Origin of the sequence: Saliniradius amylolyticus, assembly GCF_003143555.1 — a bacterium.
In the GTDB taxonomy this organism is placed as follows: Bacteria; Pseudomonadota; Gammaproteobacteria; order Enterobacterales; family Alteromonadaceae; genus Saliniradius; species Saliniradius amylolyticus.
The window spans coordinates 1,392,761-1,410,283 of the sequence record NZ_CP029347.1; the positions used below are offsets into that span (position 1 = coordinate 1,392,761).

General features: G+C 52.8%; 14 protein-coding genes. 6 read left to right on the plus strand and 8 right to left on the minus strand.

Annotated features, from left to right (window positions below; translation table 11 throughout):
• Positions 1–8: 8 nt before the first annotated feature.
• The gene (locus tag HMF8227_RS06495) at positions 9–1,304 is read right to left on the minus strand and encodes a GntP family permease (protein WP_109339399.1); all 1,296 of its coding nucleotides are present in this window, start codon (positions 1,302–1,304) and stop codon (positions 9–11) included.
• Between the two features lie 214 nt (positions 1,305–1,518).
• On the opposite strand from HMF8227_RS06495, the gene HMF8227_RS06500 reads away from it, so the two are divergent.
• Positions 1,519–2,160, plus strand: a complete 642-nt coding sequence (locus HMF8227_RS06500) for a response regulator (protein WP_109339400.1) — start codon at positions 1,519–1,521, stop codon at positions 2,158–2,160.
• A gap of 65 nt (positions 2,161–2,225) precedes the next feature.
• Positions 2,226–2,990: a class II glutamine amidotransferase gene (locus tag HMF8227_RS06505; protein ID WP_109339401.1), complete on the plus strand. Its 765-nt coding sequence runs from the start codon at positions 2,226–2,228 to the stop codon at positions 2,988–2,990.
• Positions 2,991–3,041: 51 nt separating this feature from the next.
• Here HMF8227_RS06505 and HMF8227_RS06510 read toward each other — a convergent pair whose 3' ends face one another.
• Positions 3,042–6,380, minus strand: a complete 3,339-nt coding sequence (locus tag HMF8227_RS06510) for a hybrid sensor histidine kinase/response regulator (RefSeq protein WP_109339402.1) — start codon at positions 6,378–6,380, stop codon at positions 3,042–3,044.
• A gap of 126 nt (positions 6,381–6,506) precedes the next feature.
• Between HMF8227_RS06510 and HMF8227_RS06515 the strand changes: the two genes are divergently transcribed.
• Positions 6,507–7,316, plus strand: a complete 810-nt coding sequence (locus HMF8227_RS06515; protein ID WP_109339403.1) for an META domain-containing protein — start codon at positions 6,507–6,509, stop codon at positions 7,314–7,316.
• Positions 7,317–7,344: 28 nt separating this feature from the next.
• On the opposite strand, the gene HMF8227_RS06520 is transcribed toward HMF8227_RS06515, so the two are convergent.
• The 6 genes from HMF8227_RS06520 to HMF8227_RS06545 form a co-directional block, all read right to left on the minus strand.
• A complete protein-coding gene (locus HMF8227_RS06520) occupies positions 7,345–8,247 on the minus strand; it encodes a hydroxymethylglutaryl-CoA lyase (RefSeq protein WP_109339404.1) in 903 nt (300 codons plus the stop codon).
• Positions 8,244–10,247 (minus strand): acetyl-CoA carboxylase biotin carboxylase subunit, encoded by a 2,004-nt coding sequence (locus tag HMF8227_RS06525; RefSeq protein WP_109339405.1) that lies wholly within the window; start codon positions 10,245–10,247, stop codon positions 8,244–8,246. Before HMF8227_RS06525 ends, HMF8227_RS06520 begins: the two co-directional genes overlap by 4 nt.
• 3 nt (positions 10,248–10,250) lie before the next feature.
• The gene (locus HMF8227_RS06530) at positions 10,251–11,039 is read right to left on the minus strand and encodes an enoyl-CoA hydratase/isomerase family protein (protein WP_109339406.1); all 789 of its coding nucleotides are present in this window, start codon (positions 11,037–11,039) and stop codon (positions 10,251–10,253) included.
• Between the two features lie 9 nt (positions 11,040–11,048).
• The gene (locus HMF8227_RS06535) at positions 11,049–12,656 is read right to left on the minus strand and encodes a carboxyl transferase domain-containing protein (RefSeq protein ID WP_109339407.1); all 1,608 of its coding nucleotides are present in this window, start codon (positions 12,654–12,656) and stop codon (positions 11,049–11,051) included.
• A 77-nt stretch (positions 12,657–12,733) separates the two neighbouring features.
• Positions 12,734–13,903, minus strand: a complete 1,170-nt coding sequence (locus tag HMF8227_RS06540) for an isovaleryl-CoA dehydrogenase (protein ID WP_109339408.1) — start codon at positions 13,901–13,903, stop codon at positions 12,734–12,736.
• Positions 13,900–14,298, minus strand: a complete 399-nt coding sequence (locus tag HMF8227_RS06545) for a MerR family transcriptional regulator (protein ID WP_109339409.1) — start codon at positions 14,296–14,298, stop codon at positions 13,900–13,902. The genes HMF8227_RS06540 and HMF8227_RS06545 overlap by 4 nt, the downstream gene beginning before the upstream one ends.
• 210 nt (positions 14,299–14,508) lie before the next feature.
• On the opposite strand from HMF8227_RS06545, the gene HMF8227_RS06550 reads away from it, so the two are divergent.
• The 3 genes from HMF8227_RS06550 to HMF8227_RS06560 all read left to right on the plus strand — a co-directional run bounded on the left by HMF8227_RS06550 (position 14,509) and on the right by HMF8227_RS06560 (position 17,486).
• Complete coding sequence (locus tag HMF8227_RS06550) at positions 14,509–15,684, plus strand: acetyl-CoA C-acyltransferase (protein WP_109339410.1); 1,176 nt, start codon at positions 14,509–14,511, stop codon at positions 15,682–15,684.
• A 124-nt stretch (positions 15,685–15,808) separates the two neighbouring features.
• Positions 15,809–16,441 (plus strand): hypothetical protein, encoded by a 633-nt coding sequence (locus HMF8227_RS06555; protein ID WP_162558523.1) that lies wholly within the window; start codon positions 15,809–15,811, stop codon positions 16,439–16,441.
• Positions 16,442–16,571: 130 nt separating this feature from the next.
• Positions 16,572–17,486 (plus strand): M14 family metallopeptidase, encoded by a 915-nt coding sequence (locus HMF8227_RS06560; RefSeq protein ID WP_109339412.1) that lies wholly within the window; start codon positions 16,572–16,574, stop codon positions 17,484–17,486.
• Positions 17,487–17,523: the final 37 nt, after the last annotated feature.

Genomic DNA, 17,523 nt, shown 5'->3' on the forward strand with positions numbered 1-17,523 from the left:
GTTATTCCCTAGAAAAAGTTAAACATAGCGACGGCCATAGCCAGGCCGACTAATGGCAGTACGACTGTCAGCGCACCCAGCGGCCAGTAAGCGCGCTGGTGAGTTTCATGGCAGATTGCGCGGATGGTGGTCACCACATAACCATTGTGGGGCAGTGAATCCAGTGCGCCGGAGGAAATCGATACGATTCGGTGCAGTTGCTCTGGGTCGACGCCCTGATCCATATAGTGAGGGCCTATCAACGGTAAAGCGATGGCCTGGCCGCCAGAGGCCGAACCGGTTAGGCCTGCAATCACACTCACTGCTACTGCCGCGCCAATAAGCTCGTTGCCGGGTAGGGCAGTCATGGCATCCACGGCCACCTGAAAGGCATCGGTGGATTTGGCTACTGAACCAAAGCCTACCACTGCCGAGGTATTACCAATGGCCACCAATGCGCCTGTGGTTCCCAGAGACACCGCATTGCTGAGATTGTGGAAGTGCTTAAAGTTAATGGCCATTAAGGTCAGCACCCCGCCGCCCAGGGCCACGATCAGCGCCAGTTGTTGCAGGCTTTCATGGAAGAAAAATGAAAACGCCAATACCACCAATAACGGAATGATACCGGTCATGGGGTGAGGGTAGTCACGTTCAGGAATGTGGGGGTCGGTATCGCGGTGCTCAAACTCTTCGCCATTGGCCACGGCTTTGCCAATCATTTTTTTCAGCCACCAGTAGCCAAATACGGCCATAAATACGGCCACCACGAGTGACACCTCCCAAGCGGCAAACGGAGACGTACCCAGGTATTTAATCGGGATCCAGTTTTGGATCTCCGGTGAACCCGCCGAGGTCATGGTGAAGGTGACTGAGCCAAACGCCAGTGCTGCCGGGATAAAGCGCCGCGGCAGGTTGGCATCCTTAAACAGGCTCAGCGCCATGGGGTAAACAGAGAATGCCACCACAAACACACTTACACCGCCGTATGTGAGAATGGCGCAGGCGGCCACAACCGCCAGCACGGCGTGCTTCATTCCAAGACGATCGACGATCCAGCGTGCCACCGAGTCGGCCGCACCGGTATCTTCCATAAACTTGCCGAACAGGGATCCGAGCAGAAACATAAAAAACCAGGAGGCAATAAATCCCGAGAAGCCGTTCATATAGGCTTCAACAAAGTTGATCTCGCCGCTAAATACGGGAATACCACTGGTTAACGCGACAATCAGCGCACAAAGAGGCGCGGCGATAAACAGGTTCATGCCTCTGATGGTCAGCCAAATCAACAATCCCAGCCCGCCTACCAGGCCGATCAAACTCAGCATAATGTCTGTCCTTTGTTGTTATTGTTTTGTCACTGGTGTGCTTATCGGCACGATGACATTTGAACCTTATTGTGTGTCATCGTTATAAATGCGCCCATAGTACTATGGTACAGCCTGGCGCTAACAAATCGGCATCACCCTGTGGAACGAAATTTGTTAACATCGATAACAGTATCACAACACCATGACATCCGCGTCAGAGGCATCAAACCCTATGAGTCAGTATCGCGCCATTATCGCCGACGATCACCCCTTGTTCCGCAGTGCTATGAAACAGGCTGTGCAGAGCGTGATCGGGGATCAGTTACTAGAAACCGCCAGTCTTGAACAGACCATGGAGGCGTTGGCTCGGCATCCGGATATCGAACTGGTGATGTTGGATTTGAATATGCCGGGCAACGATGGGCTGACCGGTTTATCTTTGATTCGGCATACCTATCCCGGCGTACAGGTGCTGATTGTCTCGGCCGAGGAAGAACCCAGCATGATTGCCAAGGCGCTGGAATTTGGAGCCAGTGGTTATCTGCCCAAATCGGCGCCGCTGGATAATATTGAGATTGCCATCACCAAAGTTTTGGATGGCGAACAGTGGTTGCCAGAAGGGGTGGACTCTTTGATAGAACAGCTGGGCCAGAGTGAACACGCCGACTTTGCCCGGCAGTTGGAGCAGTTGACCCCGCATCAATTGCGGGTGCTTAAATACATTGCCGATGGTTTACTGAATAAGCAGATCGCCTATGAGATGCAGGTACAGGAAACCACGGTTAAGCAGCATGTTTCGGCGATCTTACGTAAGTTAGATGTGATCAACCGCACACAGGCAGGCATTCTGTTCCGTCAGGCCATGGAGCGCTAAAAACACTTACCCTCGTTGCGGTTTTATGTAACCATTCATGCACAGGAAAATCAGTTTAAAGCGCCATGTGTGAGTTGTTAGCCATGTCCGCCAATGTGCCCACGGACATTTGTTTTAGCTTTAAAGGGCTGCGCGAGCGCGGCGGGCGCACCGGACCCCATAAAGATGGTTGGGGTATTGCTTTTTACGAGGGCAAGGGCAATTGCACCTTTAAAGACCCTCAGCCCAGTTATCAGTCCAGGATTGCCGAGCTGGTTTCCGATCATCCCATCAAGAGTAAGAGCGTGATTGCCCATATTCGCCAGGCCAACCGGGGCAATGTGAGTATGGCCAACACCCATCCCTTTACCCGAGAGTTGTGGGGACGCTATTGGACTTATGCGCATAATGGTCAGCTAACGGGCTATCGGGACCTTCCCTATAGCCGCTTTAAACCCGTGGGCACCACAGATTCTGAACGCGCCTTTTGTTACCTGATGAGTGAGCTGTACCAGCATTACGGCGATGATATGCCAAATCGTAAAACCGCTTTTAACTTTATTCGTCGCCGCTTGGATGGCCTGCGTGAGCTTGGCGTGTTTAATATGCTGCTCACCGATGGCGAGTACCTTCTGGCGTACTGTACCTCGAAGCTACACTGGATTACCCGCAGGGCACCGTTTAGCATCGCCAGACTGTCAGATGTGGATGTGGATATCGACTTTGCCGAGGAGACCACACCCAATGATGTGGTATCGGTGATCACCACAGAGCCGCTGACCAATAACGAACACTGGCATAAGATGGCCTGCGGTGAGAGCCAGCTGTTTCACTATGGAGAGCCTGTCTAGTACCAGTGATACCGGGCCACAAACTTATGTTTAATCAGTCACTGGCCCAACTCACTCGAGCCTCAGTACTTTCTTTATTAAGCGCTTCAGGGCACCGGGTTTAATGGGCTTATGGATAAACGCCAGTCCGGCTTCGATGGCTTGCTCTCGGACCTGATCGTCATAATTAGCCGAATTGAGAATACAGGGTGGAGAGCATTGCCACTGCGCTTGTAACTGCTCCAGTGCTGTTAAGCCGGTAACGCCATTATCCAGTTGATAATCCATCATCACTAGATCGGGGGCTTGTGGACACAGGTGCAGAGCCTGGCTGGCCTCAGAAGCGGTCATGGCCTCAGCACCCCACTGTTTAAACAGTTGACTCATGGCATGGAGTATCTGTGGATCGTTATCCACAATCAGCACCCGTCGACCATTCATAAAGCGGCTGTTGTCCGGTATTTCAGACGGACGACTGTGTTGAACAGCTTTGGTTGGATACGCTCGCGGTAATGTCAGGCTGAACCGGGTGCCACTATCAGGTATTGAGGCCAGGGTGAGGGGGTGCTCTAGCAACTCGGCAATGCGTTCGACAATGGTTAAGCCCAGACCCAACCCTTGTTTGTTATCGGGGTTGAGCTGCTGAAATTCGTTGAATATCACCTTCTGTTGCTCGGCGGTCATGCCAGGGCCGGTGTCCCATACCTGAACCTCAACCGTATCGTTTCGGTGGCGTACACCCAGAATAACCCGGCCTCTTACGGTATAACGCAGAGCGTTAGACAACAGGTTTTGCAGTACGCGCCTGAGGAGCTTTTTGTCGGAATTTACCCACACCGATGTGGGAATTGAGCGCAGACTAAGGGACTTTTGCTCGGCCAGCAGCGAAAACTCACGCGTCAGCGGATCTAAAACCTCACTGAGCGGAAAAGCTCCCCGATGAGCCTGCAGGCGACCAGAGTCGAGCTTGGTCATATCCAGTAGTGAGGTTAACAAGTTTTCAGCATTATGCAGGGATTGTTGTAAGTGGTCGGCCAACTCATCAATGGCCTGGTTGGGTGCTTGCTGGCGGATCATACTGGCAAACAGTGTGGCGGCGTTAAAAGGCTGCATCAGGTCATGACCAGCAGCGGCCAGGAACTTGGTTTTGCTCTGGTTGGCTTGATCGGCTTCCTGCTTCGCGGTCGCAAGGGCCTTAGTGCGCTCGGCCACCCGGGCCTCTAAGTGAGTTTTAGCTTCCTCTAAGGCTTGCTGGGTCTGAACGTAATTAGAAATATCGCTGTAGGTGGTTACGAAACCACCCCCGGGCATAGGATTGCCCTGAAGTTCGATATAACGGCCATCACTTTGACGCCGCAGATAACGATAGCTGCTACCCTGACGGATATAGGCCAGTCGTTTATCGACTTCAGCCTCAATGTCGTCGACTTCGCCAAACAGGCCCCGTTTGGCATTAAAACGCAAAATGTCTCCCAGAGGCAGACCTGCGCGAATAAAGCCGTCCGGGTAGTGAAACAGGCTGATGTAACGTTGGTTCCAGGCCAGCAGCTTAAGGTGCTGATCTACCACGCTGATGCCTTGCTCGATGTGCTCTACCGAAGAGCGCAGCAGTTCATGATTAAACTGATAGCTTTGTGTCGCTTCTTCCACCAGTCCCACCAGTTCATCCAGGGCAACCTGATGCTTTTCGGTGATGGCTGACAGTAAAATACGGGCGCTGGCATTGCCTACGTGTGCTGAGAGCAACTGCTCGGCTCGCTGAATCAGCTGCTGGCTGGCGTAGTAATGGTCGTTACGCCGATCCAGGTCCGCCTCAAGATTTGCCTGTTGTCCAGCCGGTAAAACCCGTCGTGTAACCGATAACAGAGGGCCTATCTTGACAGCATGGGAGGGGGGAAGAGCCCGATGAGGCTGTTCCTGCAAGTGTTGTCTTTTACCGCGTAAAAGGCTGACTATTATAAACACCAGAAGGTTTAAACTAAGGCTGTAAAAGAGTCCATCGGCCAGCTCGATGTCGCTGGGGGTTTCTTCAAAATAATAGCTGGCCTGAACACTGGGCCAAAGTACCCAGAATAGCCAGCATAGCGTACCGGTTAATATGCTTAAATGGGCGGCAAGCTGGCTGCGCGCTCCGGTGGTTAAGTTTAATATCATGGCCGGTGCCAGTTGAGCCATCAGTGCAATAGCGATCACGCCGCTATTGGCCAACGGCGCTCGTTGACTAACGTGCTCGGAATACAAGTAGGATAACCCGAGGATCGCCAGCACGGTCAGGCGGCGCACAGTTAACAGGGTGGTCGGTTGGATACGGTGGTGGTGATGGCTTTTAATGGTCAGGCTCAGCCACAGCGGGGTCACCAGATTGTTGGCGATCATAATGCCCAGAGCCAGGGTCGCCACAATCACCATACTGGAGGCGGCGGACAGGCCGCCGATAAAGCCAATGATGGCGCTGATAGGGCTGTCTGCCAGCATAGGAATGGCCAGCACGTAGTGATCCGGGCTGGTGTCAGGCTGCAGCAAGGCCCCCCCAAGCGCAATGGGAAATACGCTGATACTCATCAAAGTCAGATACAGGGGAAACAACCAGCGCGCCCGGTTGAGTTCCAGCTCGCCATTATTTTCCACATAATTAATATGAAACTGGCGCGGCAGGATCAGCATGGAGCAAAAACCCAGCACCATATGGCTGAGGTATACCCAGTAACTGGCATCGGCCTGAAGCATTCGACGACTTGTCGGATTATCGTAGGCCTTGGCTGCCATATCGAAAAAACCATCAAATACGCCATAGATAATAAACAGACTGATGGCGATTAAAGCGGCGAGTTTTACCAGAGACTCGAAAGCCATAGCGAGCATCAGACCAGGGCGTTTTTCGGTGAGGCTTAGGCTCCGCGTGCCGAAGATAATGGCAAACATAGCCAGCAATAATGCTACATACAAGCTCATGCCACCGGGCCATTGCGGCTGACCGTCTGAGAGCAATTCGACACTGTTGGTAAGCGCATCCAGTTGCAGCGCCGTATAAGGCACTACACCCAGTAAGCACACGATGCTGACTAAAGCCGCCAGTGAATAGGACTGGCCAAACTGGGCACCGATAAAGTCAGCCAGTGAACTGATATTATGCCGCTGACAGAAGCGGATAATACGCATTAACAGTGGGTAGCCGAATACAAAAACAACAATGCTGCCCGCATAGGTGGGGACAAAGGCCCAGCCATAATTGAGAGTTTGCGACACAGTGCCGAAAAATGCCCAGGAAGTGCAGTGCACGCCCAGCGCCAGGCTGTATATAATCGGTCGTTGACGGGCGCTACGATGAAAACGATCGCCCCAGAAGGCGACACCGAACAGCAAACTAAGGTAGGCTAGAGCGAAGAGCGTCAGCAGCCAGATACTGAACATAATAAAATTTTTGTTATTCTTATACTTATTTGAAACACTTTAACCTGAACTTCGCTGACTGACTAGGGTCAGGTGTTGGTACTGAACGTAGCAATCGGATAATAACAATCACAACAGGAATCGGTAATGAAAAACCTCTTAGTTCCATTTGTTCTGATACTTGGCCTGACAGGCTGTAGCACTTTTGTTTCAGAGTCGGATAAAGCGTCGTCCAGTCAGTCAGCGGAATCGCCGGTAGTCGATGACCGGGCTCATAACAGCCAGAACTCTGTGGATTGGGCAGGTACCTACCATGGTGTCTTACCCTGTGCCGATTGTATGGGCACAGACACCTTGCTGACGCTGAATCCTGATCTGACTTATACCATGGAGACGCGCTATATCGGTACCGGTGACGGCTGGCAACGCCAGGGCGGTCATTTTGCCTGGAGTGATAACGGTTCTGTGGTGACGTTAAAAGACCTGGAAAATGCCCCCGGACTCTACCAGGTGACTGAGAACCAGCTGTATCATTTAACGGAGGAAGGGCATCGTGTGAGTGGCGCTTTAGCCGAGCATTATCGCTTAGCCAAGCAACACGGCCAACTTCCCAAAATAAAAGGCATCAAATGGGTCTTGATGGAGTTAAACGGACAGTCGGTAGACGTGGAAGGTAAGCAACCTTTTTTTCGGATTCACCCAGAAACCCTGCAGCTTGCCGGGATCGCGGGCTGCAACCGTTTTTTTGGTCAGTTCAGTGAAGACGCACCGGGTAAAGTGAGCTTCGGACAGTTGGGCTCTACTATGATGGCGTGCCCTAACATGCAAGTTGAGCAGGCCTTTCTCGAGGCGTTGAAAAAGGCCGACAACCTGACTCGTAAAGGCAATCAATTGTCACTCAATAAGGGGCGTATGGCTCCATTAGCACGGTTTGAAGCGGCGATTCGTTTTAATTAAAACCAATCGCCAGTTTTTGTCGATATCTTCAAGCCTTCTGGGCCAGCATAGCCCGGGCTACTTTGGACTGGTTAGTCTTACCCAGAATCTGGGTAATGCGTTCGCCAGCCGCTACCACTCGATCTAAATCAACGCCGGTGCTGATACCCATGCCGTTAAGCATATAAAGAACATCTTCGGTGGCCACATTGCCTGAAGCTCCTTTGGCGTAGGGGCATCCTCCTAAACCGGCCACTGCACTATCCACCGTGCGCACGCCAAGCTGCAGCGCCGTCAGTATGTTGGCCAGAGCCTGACCGTACGTATCATGAAAATGCACTCCGATCTGTTCTACTGGCACCTGGGATAACACCGATTTCAGCATGGCTTGGGTGCTTTTCGGAGTGCCCACACCGATGGTGTCACCCAATGACACCTCGTAACAGCCCATGTCCAGAAGCTGACGCGTCACGTCGGTGACTTTTTGCGGTGAAACTTCTCCTTCATAGGGGCAGCCCAGTACACAGGAAACATAGCCGCGCACGGGAATGTTTGCCTGCTTGGCCGCATCCAATACGGGCTGAAAGCGCTCAAGGCTCTCCGCAATCGAACAATTGATGTTTTTCTGGGAGAAGGCCTCCGAGGCCGCACCGAAGATAGCCACTTCGTCGGCCCCGGCATCCAAAGCCAGTTCAAATCCCTTGATGTTAGGAGTAAGCGCACTATAGACGGTGTCTTTATGGCGCTCAATTGTCTTGAGTACCTCACCGCTATCGGCCATTTGCGGCACCCATTTAGGCGATACAAAGGCACCGCTTTCCACCACGGGCAAGCCTGCATCGGCAAGTGCCTGTACCAATGCCACCTTATCGGCTGTATCAATGGTGCCAGGCTCATTTTGCAGCCCGTCTCTGGGGCCTACCTCAACCAGTTTAACCTGCGCCGGGATCATGCGTCTTCCTCAAAGGTTAATAGCTCGGCGCCCCCGTCCACTAAGTCACCGGGTTGATAGAAAAACTCGGTAACCTTGCCATCGGCAAAGGCGTTGAGGCTGTGCTCCATCTTCATGGCCTCCATCAGCATCAATGGCTGGCCTTTTTTGACCGATTGGCCCGGCTCAACCATTAGCTTCACGACTGTGCCATTCATCGGTGCCGTAAAGCCACTGTGATGCTGTTGGTCAGCCAATCCCATATCAGGCTGGCGACGGCTAAAGTGCAGGGCGTTATCTTGAGTATAGAGGGTTGCCTGCATGGTGTCTCCGGCCACCAGAGCTGTGACCCTGTGACCATCTACGACGGCGGTCAGGGTTTCACGGTCCAGATCGCCGCTACACTGGCTGACGCCAAAGTCACTGCTAATGCGATAGCCTTGTTGATCACTGCCTAATGGTGTGACCTTAACCGGGTAAAGATCGCCGCGGATCTCAATATCCAACTGATGTTCGGCGGTCAGGTTGGCGCGCCAGTTACTTTGCTGCTGCCAGGGCGAAAAACGGTCGTAATTATTAATGACACTGGGCTTCTGTCGATTGCCTTGCGACAGGACCAGATACAGCGATGCCAGGGTTAACAAGTGCTTCAGATCGGCTTCACTCTCGGCAAAGATGGCTTCACGGTGTTTCTCGATAAAGCCGGTATCCAGTTCCACCTGCTTAAAGGCCTTGCAATTAGCCAGGTTGTAGAGGAATTCCACGTTGGTGGTCAGTCCCTGAATACGATACTCAGAGAGAGCACGCAACAGGCGCCTCAGAGCCTTATCCCGGTTTTCGTCCCAGACAACCAGCTTGGCGATCATAGGGTCATAGTAAACCGATACCTCATCGCCCTGACGCACACCTGTATCAACCCGCACATAATCCGATTCTTCAGGGGGCTGTACAAATTGCAGTTTGCCGGTACAGGGCAGAAAGTCGTTATTGGGATCTTCGGCATAAATGCGCGCCTCAAAGGCGTGGCCCTGACACACTAACTCACTTTGGCTCAATGGCAGCTCTTCACCACTGGCGACGCGAAGTTGCCACTCCACCAAGTCTTGCCCGGTGATCATTTCGGTAACCGGGTGCTCCACCTGTAGACGGGTATTCATTTCCATAAAGTAGAAACTGCCGTCGGTGTCCAGCAGAAACTCCACCGTACCGGCGCCTACGTAGCCGATGGCGTTGGCAGCCTTTAAAGCCGCTTCGCCCATCTGCTGACGCACAGCATCGCTGATGCCGGGGGCCGGGGCCTCTTCGATGACTTTCTGGTGACGGCGCTGGATGGAGCAGTCCCGCTCGAACAGGTAAACACCATTACCATGCATGTCGCAAAACACCTGTATTTCCACGTGTCGTGGCTGAGTCAGGTATTTTTCTATCAGCATGGTATCGTCACCGAAACTGGCCTGAGACTCTCGTTTGGCGGCTGCCAGGGCTTCGGTGAACTCAGAGTCGGACCAGACTGCACGCATGCCTTTACCGCCGCCGCCCGCGGCAGCTTTCAGCAGTACAGGGTAGCCCATATTGTCGGCGTGTTGCTTTAGATTGGTCTCGGATTGATCATCTCCATGGTATCCAGGCACCAGCGGCACTCCAGCCGATTCCATGATATTTTTGGCCGCTGATTTTGAGCCCATGGCGTCGATAGCCGCCACCGGCGGGCCGACAAACAACAGCTGTTTGTCTTCACACAGGCGGGCAAACTCGGCATTTTCTGACAAGAATCCGTAGCCGGGATGGACCATTACGGCGCCGGTACGCTCAGCAACCTCAAGGATTTTCTCCGCCTGCAGGTAACTGTCCTTTGAAGGAGCCGGGCCGATATTCACCGCTTCGTCGGCCATCTGCACATGCAGGGCATTGGCGTCAGCATCGGAATACACGGCCACCGTTTGAAAGCCCATACGCCGGGCGGTCTTAATAATTCGGCAGGCGATCTCGCCGCGATTGGCAATCAGTACTTTTACTACCATGATTTACTCCTGATACCAGTTAGGGCGACGCTTATCCAAAAACGCCTGTAAGCCTTCCTGGCCTTGTTCGGATACGCGAATACGAGCGATACGCAAACTGGTCTTTTCGATCAGCTCTTCATCCTGAGGCAACTCGGCGACATCGAACACCAATTGCTTGGCTGCAGTGACTGCTGCAGGACTGTTTTTCAGAATCTGAGCGGCGATATCTTCGACTGTCTGATCCAGTTCTTCCTCAGTAACTGCCTCACTGAGCAGCCCTAGCCGACGAGCGCGTCGGGCAGAAAATACCTCGGCAGTGGTGAAATAACGTCGTGCCACTCGCTTACCCATGGCGTCGATCACATAGGGGCTGATGGTGGCTGGAATCAGGCCGAGTTTCACTTCGCTCAGACAAAACTTACTCAGCTTGCTGGCGATAGCGATATCGCAGCAGGCAATCAGGCCGATAGCGCCACCAAACGCCGAGCCCTGTACCTTGGCAATGGTGGGCTTGGACAGGTTATTGAGTCGATGCAGCATATTAGCCAGCAACCGGGCATCATTCACATTTTCATCGAAGCTGTAATTGGCCATACGTTTCATCCAGTTGGCGTCGGCACCGGCACTGAAGCTTTTGCCCTCGGCGGTCAGTATCATCACCCGGATGTCGTCATCCTCTTCCACCTGCTTAAAGCATTCGTTTAATTGTGCAATCAACTGGTCATCAAAGGCGTTATGCTTCTCCGGTCGGTTCAGGGTGACCGTGGCCACACCCCGAGCGTCGGTTTCAAATATAATCTGCTCTGACATGTGACCTCCTTACATTCTGAAGACGCCGAAGCGGCTGTCGGCAATGGGTTGATTCAAGGCGGCGGACAGGGAAAGGCCCAGTACCTGGCGGGTATCGGCCGGATCGATGACCCCATCGTCCCATAGCCTGGCCGACGCATAGTAGGGGTGACCCTGACGCTCATAATCATCGATAATGGGTTGTTTAAAGTCCGTTTCTTCTTGTTCGCTCCAGCTCTCACCCTGACGCTCTTTTTGATCTCGTTTAACTGTGGCGAGCACGCCAGCGGCCTGCTCGCCGCCCATTACTGAGATACGGGCATTGGGCCACATAAACATAAAGCGGGGATCGTAGGCTCTACCACACATGCCGTAGTTGCCAGCACCAAAACTGCCGCCGATAAGTACGGTAAACTTGGGTACCTGAGCGCAGGCAACGGCGGTCACCATCTTGGCGCCGTGTTTGGCAATGCCGTCAGCTTCGTACTGTTTACCTACCATAAAGCCTGTGATGTTCTGCAGAAACACCAGTGGGATCTTGCGTTGGGCACACAATTCGATGAAGTGAGCCCCTTTTTGCGCCGACTCCGAGAATAGAATTCCGTTATTGGCGACAATGCCTACCGGATAGCCGAAGATGCGTGCAAATCCGCATACTAGTGTAGAACCATACAGAGACTTAAACTCATCGAATTCGGACCCATCCACAATACGGGCGATGATCTCATGCACGTCATAGCCCTTGCGACTGTCTTTGGGGATGATGCCGTAGATGTCTTGTTCATCGTAATGGGGCGCGACAGGTTCGGTGACATTCAAATTCAGGGGTTTGGTACGATTGAGACGGGCCACGGCATCCCTGGCGATCTGCAAGGCATGGTGATCGTTATTGGCAAGATGGTCCACCACCCCGGAGGTGCGACAGTGCACGTCACCACCACCCAGTTCTTCGGCACTGACCACCTCGCCGGTGGCGGCTTTGACCAAAGGTGGGCCACCTAAGAAGATGGTACCTTGCTCGCGCACGATGACGGATTCGTCGGCCATCGCCGGAACATAAGCGCCTCCTGCAGTGCAGGACCCCATTACGACAGCGATCTGAGGAATGTTGCGAGATGACAGATTGGCCTGATTAAAGAAAATCCGGCCGAAGTGCTCTCTGTCCGGAAACACCTCGTCTTGGCGAGGCAGGTTAGCGCCACCGGAGTCGACCAGATAAATACAGGGCAGGTTGTTTTGCTCCGCAATGGTCTGGGCCCGAAGATGCTTTTTCACCGTTAGCGGGTAATAGGTGCCGCCTTTAACAGTGGCATCATTGGCTACGATCATACATTCGACGCCGTTAACCCGGCCAATACCAGTGATAATCCCCGCAGCCGGGACGTAATCGTCGTAGACTTCCCACGCTGCCAATTGAGACAGTTCTAAAAAGGGGGAACCAGGATCGATCAGGGCGTTAATCCGCTCCCGGGGCAGTAACTTGCCCCGCTCTGTATGGCGCTGGCGTGCTTTGTCACCACCACCTTGCTGAATTTTCGCCACAGTTTGACGCAAATCGTCCACCTGTTTCTTCATATAGGCGGCGTTGTCGGCAAACTCTTGGCTTTTGGTGTTAATGCTCGATTCTATTCGGGGCACAGGGCTCTCCTGTTTGTTGCCTTATTATCGTTATTCCGTCTTAAGTGCAGACGATGACAGCGAATTTGCAAATCGTATTACTTAGATTCTTTAAACAATTCACGGCCGATTAGCATACGGCGGATCTCCGAGGTACCAGCGCCAATCTCATACAGCTTGGCATCGCGAAGCAAGCGACCGGTTGGGTATTCGTTGATATAGCCGTTGCCACCCAGTAACTGAATAGCATCCAGAGCCATTTTGGTGGCAAGTTCCGCCGAATATAAAATAGCACCGGCAGCATCTTTACGGGTGGTTTCACCGCGGTCACAGGACTTGGCCACGGTGTACACATAAGCGCGGGCGGCATTCATCTGGGTGTACATATCTGCCACTTTACCCTGTACCAGTTGGAATTCGCCGATGCTCTGGCCGAATTGTTTACGGTCGTGAATATAGGGCACCACGGCATCCATACAGGCTTGCATAATGCCAAGTGGCCCTCCTGATAGTACTAAGCGCTCGTAATCCAGACCACTCATCAGGATCTTCACGCCGTCACCCTCGTTGCCCATCACGTTCTCGGCAGGAACTTCGCAGTTATCGAATACCAGTTCACAGGTGTTCGACGAACGCATGCCTAGCTTGTCGAGCTTCTGGGCCTGGGTAAATCCGGGGGTGTCTTTCTCGACGATGAATGCGGTGATGCCTTTGGAGCCGCCATTTGGGTCGGTTTTGGCATAAATCACAAACACATCGGCGTCCGGACCGTTGGTGATCCACATTTTATTGCCGTTGAGAACGTATTTGTCGCCTTGCTTTTTGGCGCTGAGCTTCATGCTCACCACATCGGACCCGGCGTTAGGCTCGCTCATGGCTAGCGCCCCGATATGCTCACCAGAAACCAGCTTGGGTAAATATTTTTCACGCTGGGTATCGTTGCCGTTACGGTAAATCTGGTTCACACAGAGGTTGGAGTGAGCACCGTAACTCAAGCCGATACCCGCAGAGGCGCGACTGACTTCTTCCATCGCCACCACATGGGCCAGGTAGCCCATGTTGGATCCGCCGTACTGCTCAGAAACGGTCACGCCCAACAGGCCCATCTCGCCCAGCTTGGGCCAGAGTTCATTAGGGAAACTATTGGCCTCATCGGCGGATTCAGCCAGCGGGGCGATCTCGCCCTGAGCGAAGGCGTATACATGGTCTCTTAACATATCCACGTCTTCGCCAAGACCGAAATTCAAAGTAGGGTAAGGTGCATTCATGACGCTTTTCCTCGTTTAATTTGTTCTAATTCGCGGGCGCAACGGCTTTCCAGATCATCCAATTCCGTCATCAGTGAGTGAATATCGTCCAGTTGCTGTTTCAAGGCCGTGCGCTTTTCTTGAGTCATTTCCAATACGGTGATCAGCTGTGCCTCTGAACTGTCATTGATGTCATACAGGTAAAATAGCGAGCGGATTTCGGCTAGCGAGAACCCCAGCCGCTTACCGCGCAGAATCAGCTTTAGACGAACACGATCCCGTTTATAGTATATGCGGGCCTGGCCATTTCGTTCTGGGTTTAGCAGTTCTTGCTCCTCGTAGAAACGAATGGATCTGGGGGTGATGTCAAATTCCTTTGCCAGTTCACCTATGGTGTAAGTGCGTTCATCGGTCATACAGCTTTACGTTTACGTAAGGGTTGAGTTAACGTAAAGGTAAAGTAACCATAACAAGGCGTCAACAACTGCGGCGGGGAAATTGGTACAAAGTCGATGAAAGACGATGTTCATTTTTATGTGCAGCACTGTACCAAATCCTTATGGTTGAGGAGCCCTTGTGGGATTAAGCTAAGTTAATTGAGATTAATAGCAAAGAGGTGATAACCGATGAGTCAGGATTCTGTGGTAATAGTGGCAGCCAAACGCACACCAATGGGCAGTTTTATGGGGGGATTGGCGCCCGTTTCCAGCACCGATTTAGGCGCTGAGGCCATTAAGGCCGCCATCAAGCAAGCCGGTGAAGGTGGTGTGGACGAAGTCTTTATGGGGTGTGTATTGCCCGCAGGTCTGGGTCAGTCACCCGCTCGCCAGGCATCCCTGAAAGCCGGGCTGCCATTGAGCTGCGGAGTTACTACTATCAATAAGGTCTGCGGTTCGGGTATGAAGGCGGTGATGTTGGCTCATGATCTCATTAAAGCCGGGTCTGCCAAGAGTGTGGTAGCTGGCGGGATGGAGAGCATGAGTAATGCGCCTTACATGTTACCCAAAGCGCGCACAGGCTACCGCATGGGGCATGCCCAAATGCTCGACCATATGATGCTGGATGGTTTGGAAAATGCTTACGATGGCAAGGCGATGGGATGTTTCGCACAGGATACGGCCGATGCCGAGAACATTACCCGAGAGCAGATGGATGAGTTTGCTGTGGAATCGTTGGCGAGGGCCGGTGAGGCCATTAAGCGTGGTGACTTCCAGGACGAAATTACACCAGTGACCATGCAAACCCGTAAGGGAGATGTGGTGGTGGATACCGACGAGGGGCCGGGCAATGCTCGCCCCGATAAGATTCCCAGCCTGAAACCGGCGTTTAAAAAAGACGGCACTGTTACGGCGGCCAACTCCAGCTCCATCTCTGATGGCGCGGCAGCCCTGGTGGTCATGAGTGAGGCAGAAGCGAAAGCGCAAGGCGCAAAGCCCATTGCCCGGATTTTAGGTCACAGTACCCATTCCATTGAGCCTGAAAATTTCACTGTGGCGCCAGTGGGTGCCATGCAGTCGCTGTTGGATAAGCTGGATTGGAGTGTGGATGATGTGGATCTGTTTGAGATCAACGAAGCCTTTGCCATGGTGACGATGCTGGCAATGAAGCAGCTGAATATTCCTCACGATAAGGTCAACGTGAATGGTGGGGCCTGTGCCTTGGGTCACCCCATCGGAGCTTCCGGAGCGCGGATTATTGTGACCCTGCTGCATGCCTTAAAGGCGCGTAATCTGAAAAAAGGTGTGGCGTCACTTTGCATCGGCGGTGGGGAAGCTACAGCCATCGGTGTTGAACTTATCTAAGTTCAGGCCGCCATTTTGTTGATAAAAGCCAGCGCCATGACGCTGGCTTTTTTATATCAAGCAAATTGTTTTTACTGAAAATTGTCTGATACTGATTCGTGGGAGATTTGATAAGGAACCACCTGTGAAAACGTTAATGATGATTGCCACTATCGTGACTCTGAGCTTTTTTTCCTCATCAACGATGGCGTTGCAGCCACCAGAGGACAAGGGCAGTAAGCAAACTCAAATGGATAAAAAGGCCGAACGTAAATATGAGAAAGCGCAGCGGAAACAAGCCCGTGAAATGAAGAAGGAAGCGCGCATGGCGGAGCGTGAAGCTCGTCAGGGAGAAGGGAGGCATCAGGCTGAAATAGCCAGGGAGCACGCCAAAGTAATGCGGGAAGGGGACAAAGAGCAGCGGGAAATGGAACAAGAGCGTTGGCAGGAAGAGCGGGAGGAATGGCGTGAAAAGCGCCATAAATACGAGCAAGATATCAGTGAGAACGAGTATGAAAGACGCTTTGAACAACAAGAACGTACGCGTGAGTTACAACGGGATAAGGAAGAAGAAGCCAGGGAGCGCATAGAAAAGGAGCGTGAGCGCCAGCAGGATGCATTTGAGGACGAGAGGGAACGTCGGGAAGAGGAACGAGAAAGCCAACAGGATGCGCTGGAAAGAGAGCGTGAGATCATTGAGCAGGAAAATGAAGAGGCCGAACAAGAGAAGCGCCGCGGTCCCCCTGCAGACAAACGCCGGGGCCCGTCGGAAAAATAGAACTCAAGACGCACAGTGATGTAAAGCTTTAACGGCGTTGAATCGGCTACTGTTTTATTCTGTTCCCTGTGTTCAGAAGTGGATATTGATATAATCAGCGGCCTTTGTATTATCGTAAAGGCATAGATTAATGCAGCGACAGTATCCAATTGGTATACCGGGCCAGCCCTGGGGCGAGGCTGAGAAGCAGCAGTGGTTCGAAAGCCAGTCCGTGAAACGTTCTTACTTTGACGATGTGGTCAGCGAGATTGATGCGCTTACTGAGTCATTCGACGTCCATCAATACGGCACTCTGGACTATCAAACCAACAACTATCCGCTGTATGTGCTAAAGGCAAAACAATGGCAGAATGATAAGCCGGTAGTACTGGTGACTGGTGGTGTTCATGGTTATGAAACCAGTGGCGTACACGGCGCATTGCGCTTTGCCAAGACCAGGGCAGGCAGTTACACCGATGCGTTTAATATTCTGGTGGCGCCCTGCATCAGCCCTTGGGGCTATGAGACCATCAACCGCTGGAACCCGGCCGCAGAGGACCCGAACCGTTCCTTTGTGGCAAACAGCCCGGCCCCGGAAGCGGCGAATATTATGGGCTTTCTGGCCGCTCAGGGCATCGAGCCTTTGGTGCACATCGACTTGCACGAGACTACGGATACGGATAACTCAGAGTTCCGTCCAGCCTTGGCAGCCCGCGAGGGAACGGTCAATGACAACTGGAATATTCCCGACGGCTTTTATCTGGTGGCGAATGCGTCACGCGCCGAAGTGGAATTCCAGCGATCCGTATTGCGCGAGGTAGAGAAGGTGACCCATATAGCCGAGGCCGACGATCAAGGGAAACTCATTGGCGTGGATATCACCGAGCATGGCATGATTCACTTACCAGCCGATAATCTGGGCTTGTGTATGGGCCTGAGTCAGGCGCGTTTTACCACCACCACCGAAGTCTACCCAGACAGCCCTAAGGCCAATCCTGAGCAATGCATTCTGGCACAGGTGGCGGCCGTTACCGGCGGACTTGATTATGTGCGCGGACAGCTGTAAGGGAGCTTAAGTATCCTCGTCGGAGACGTTTAACCAA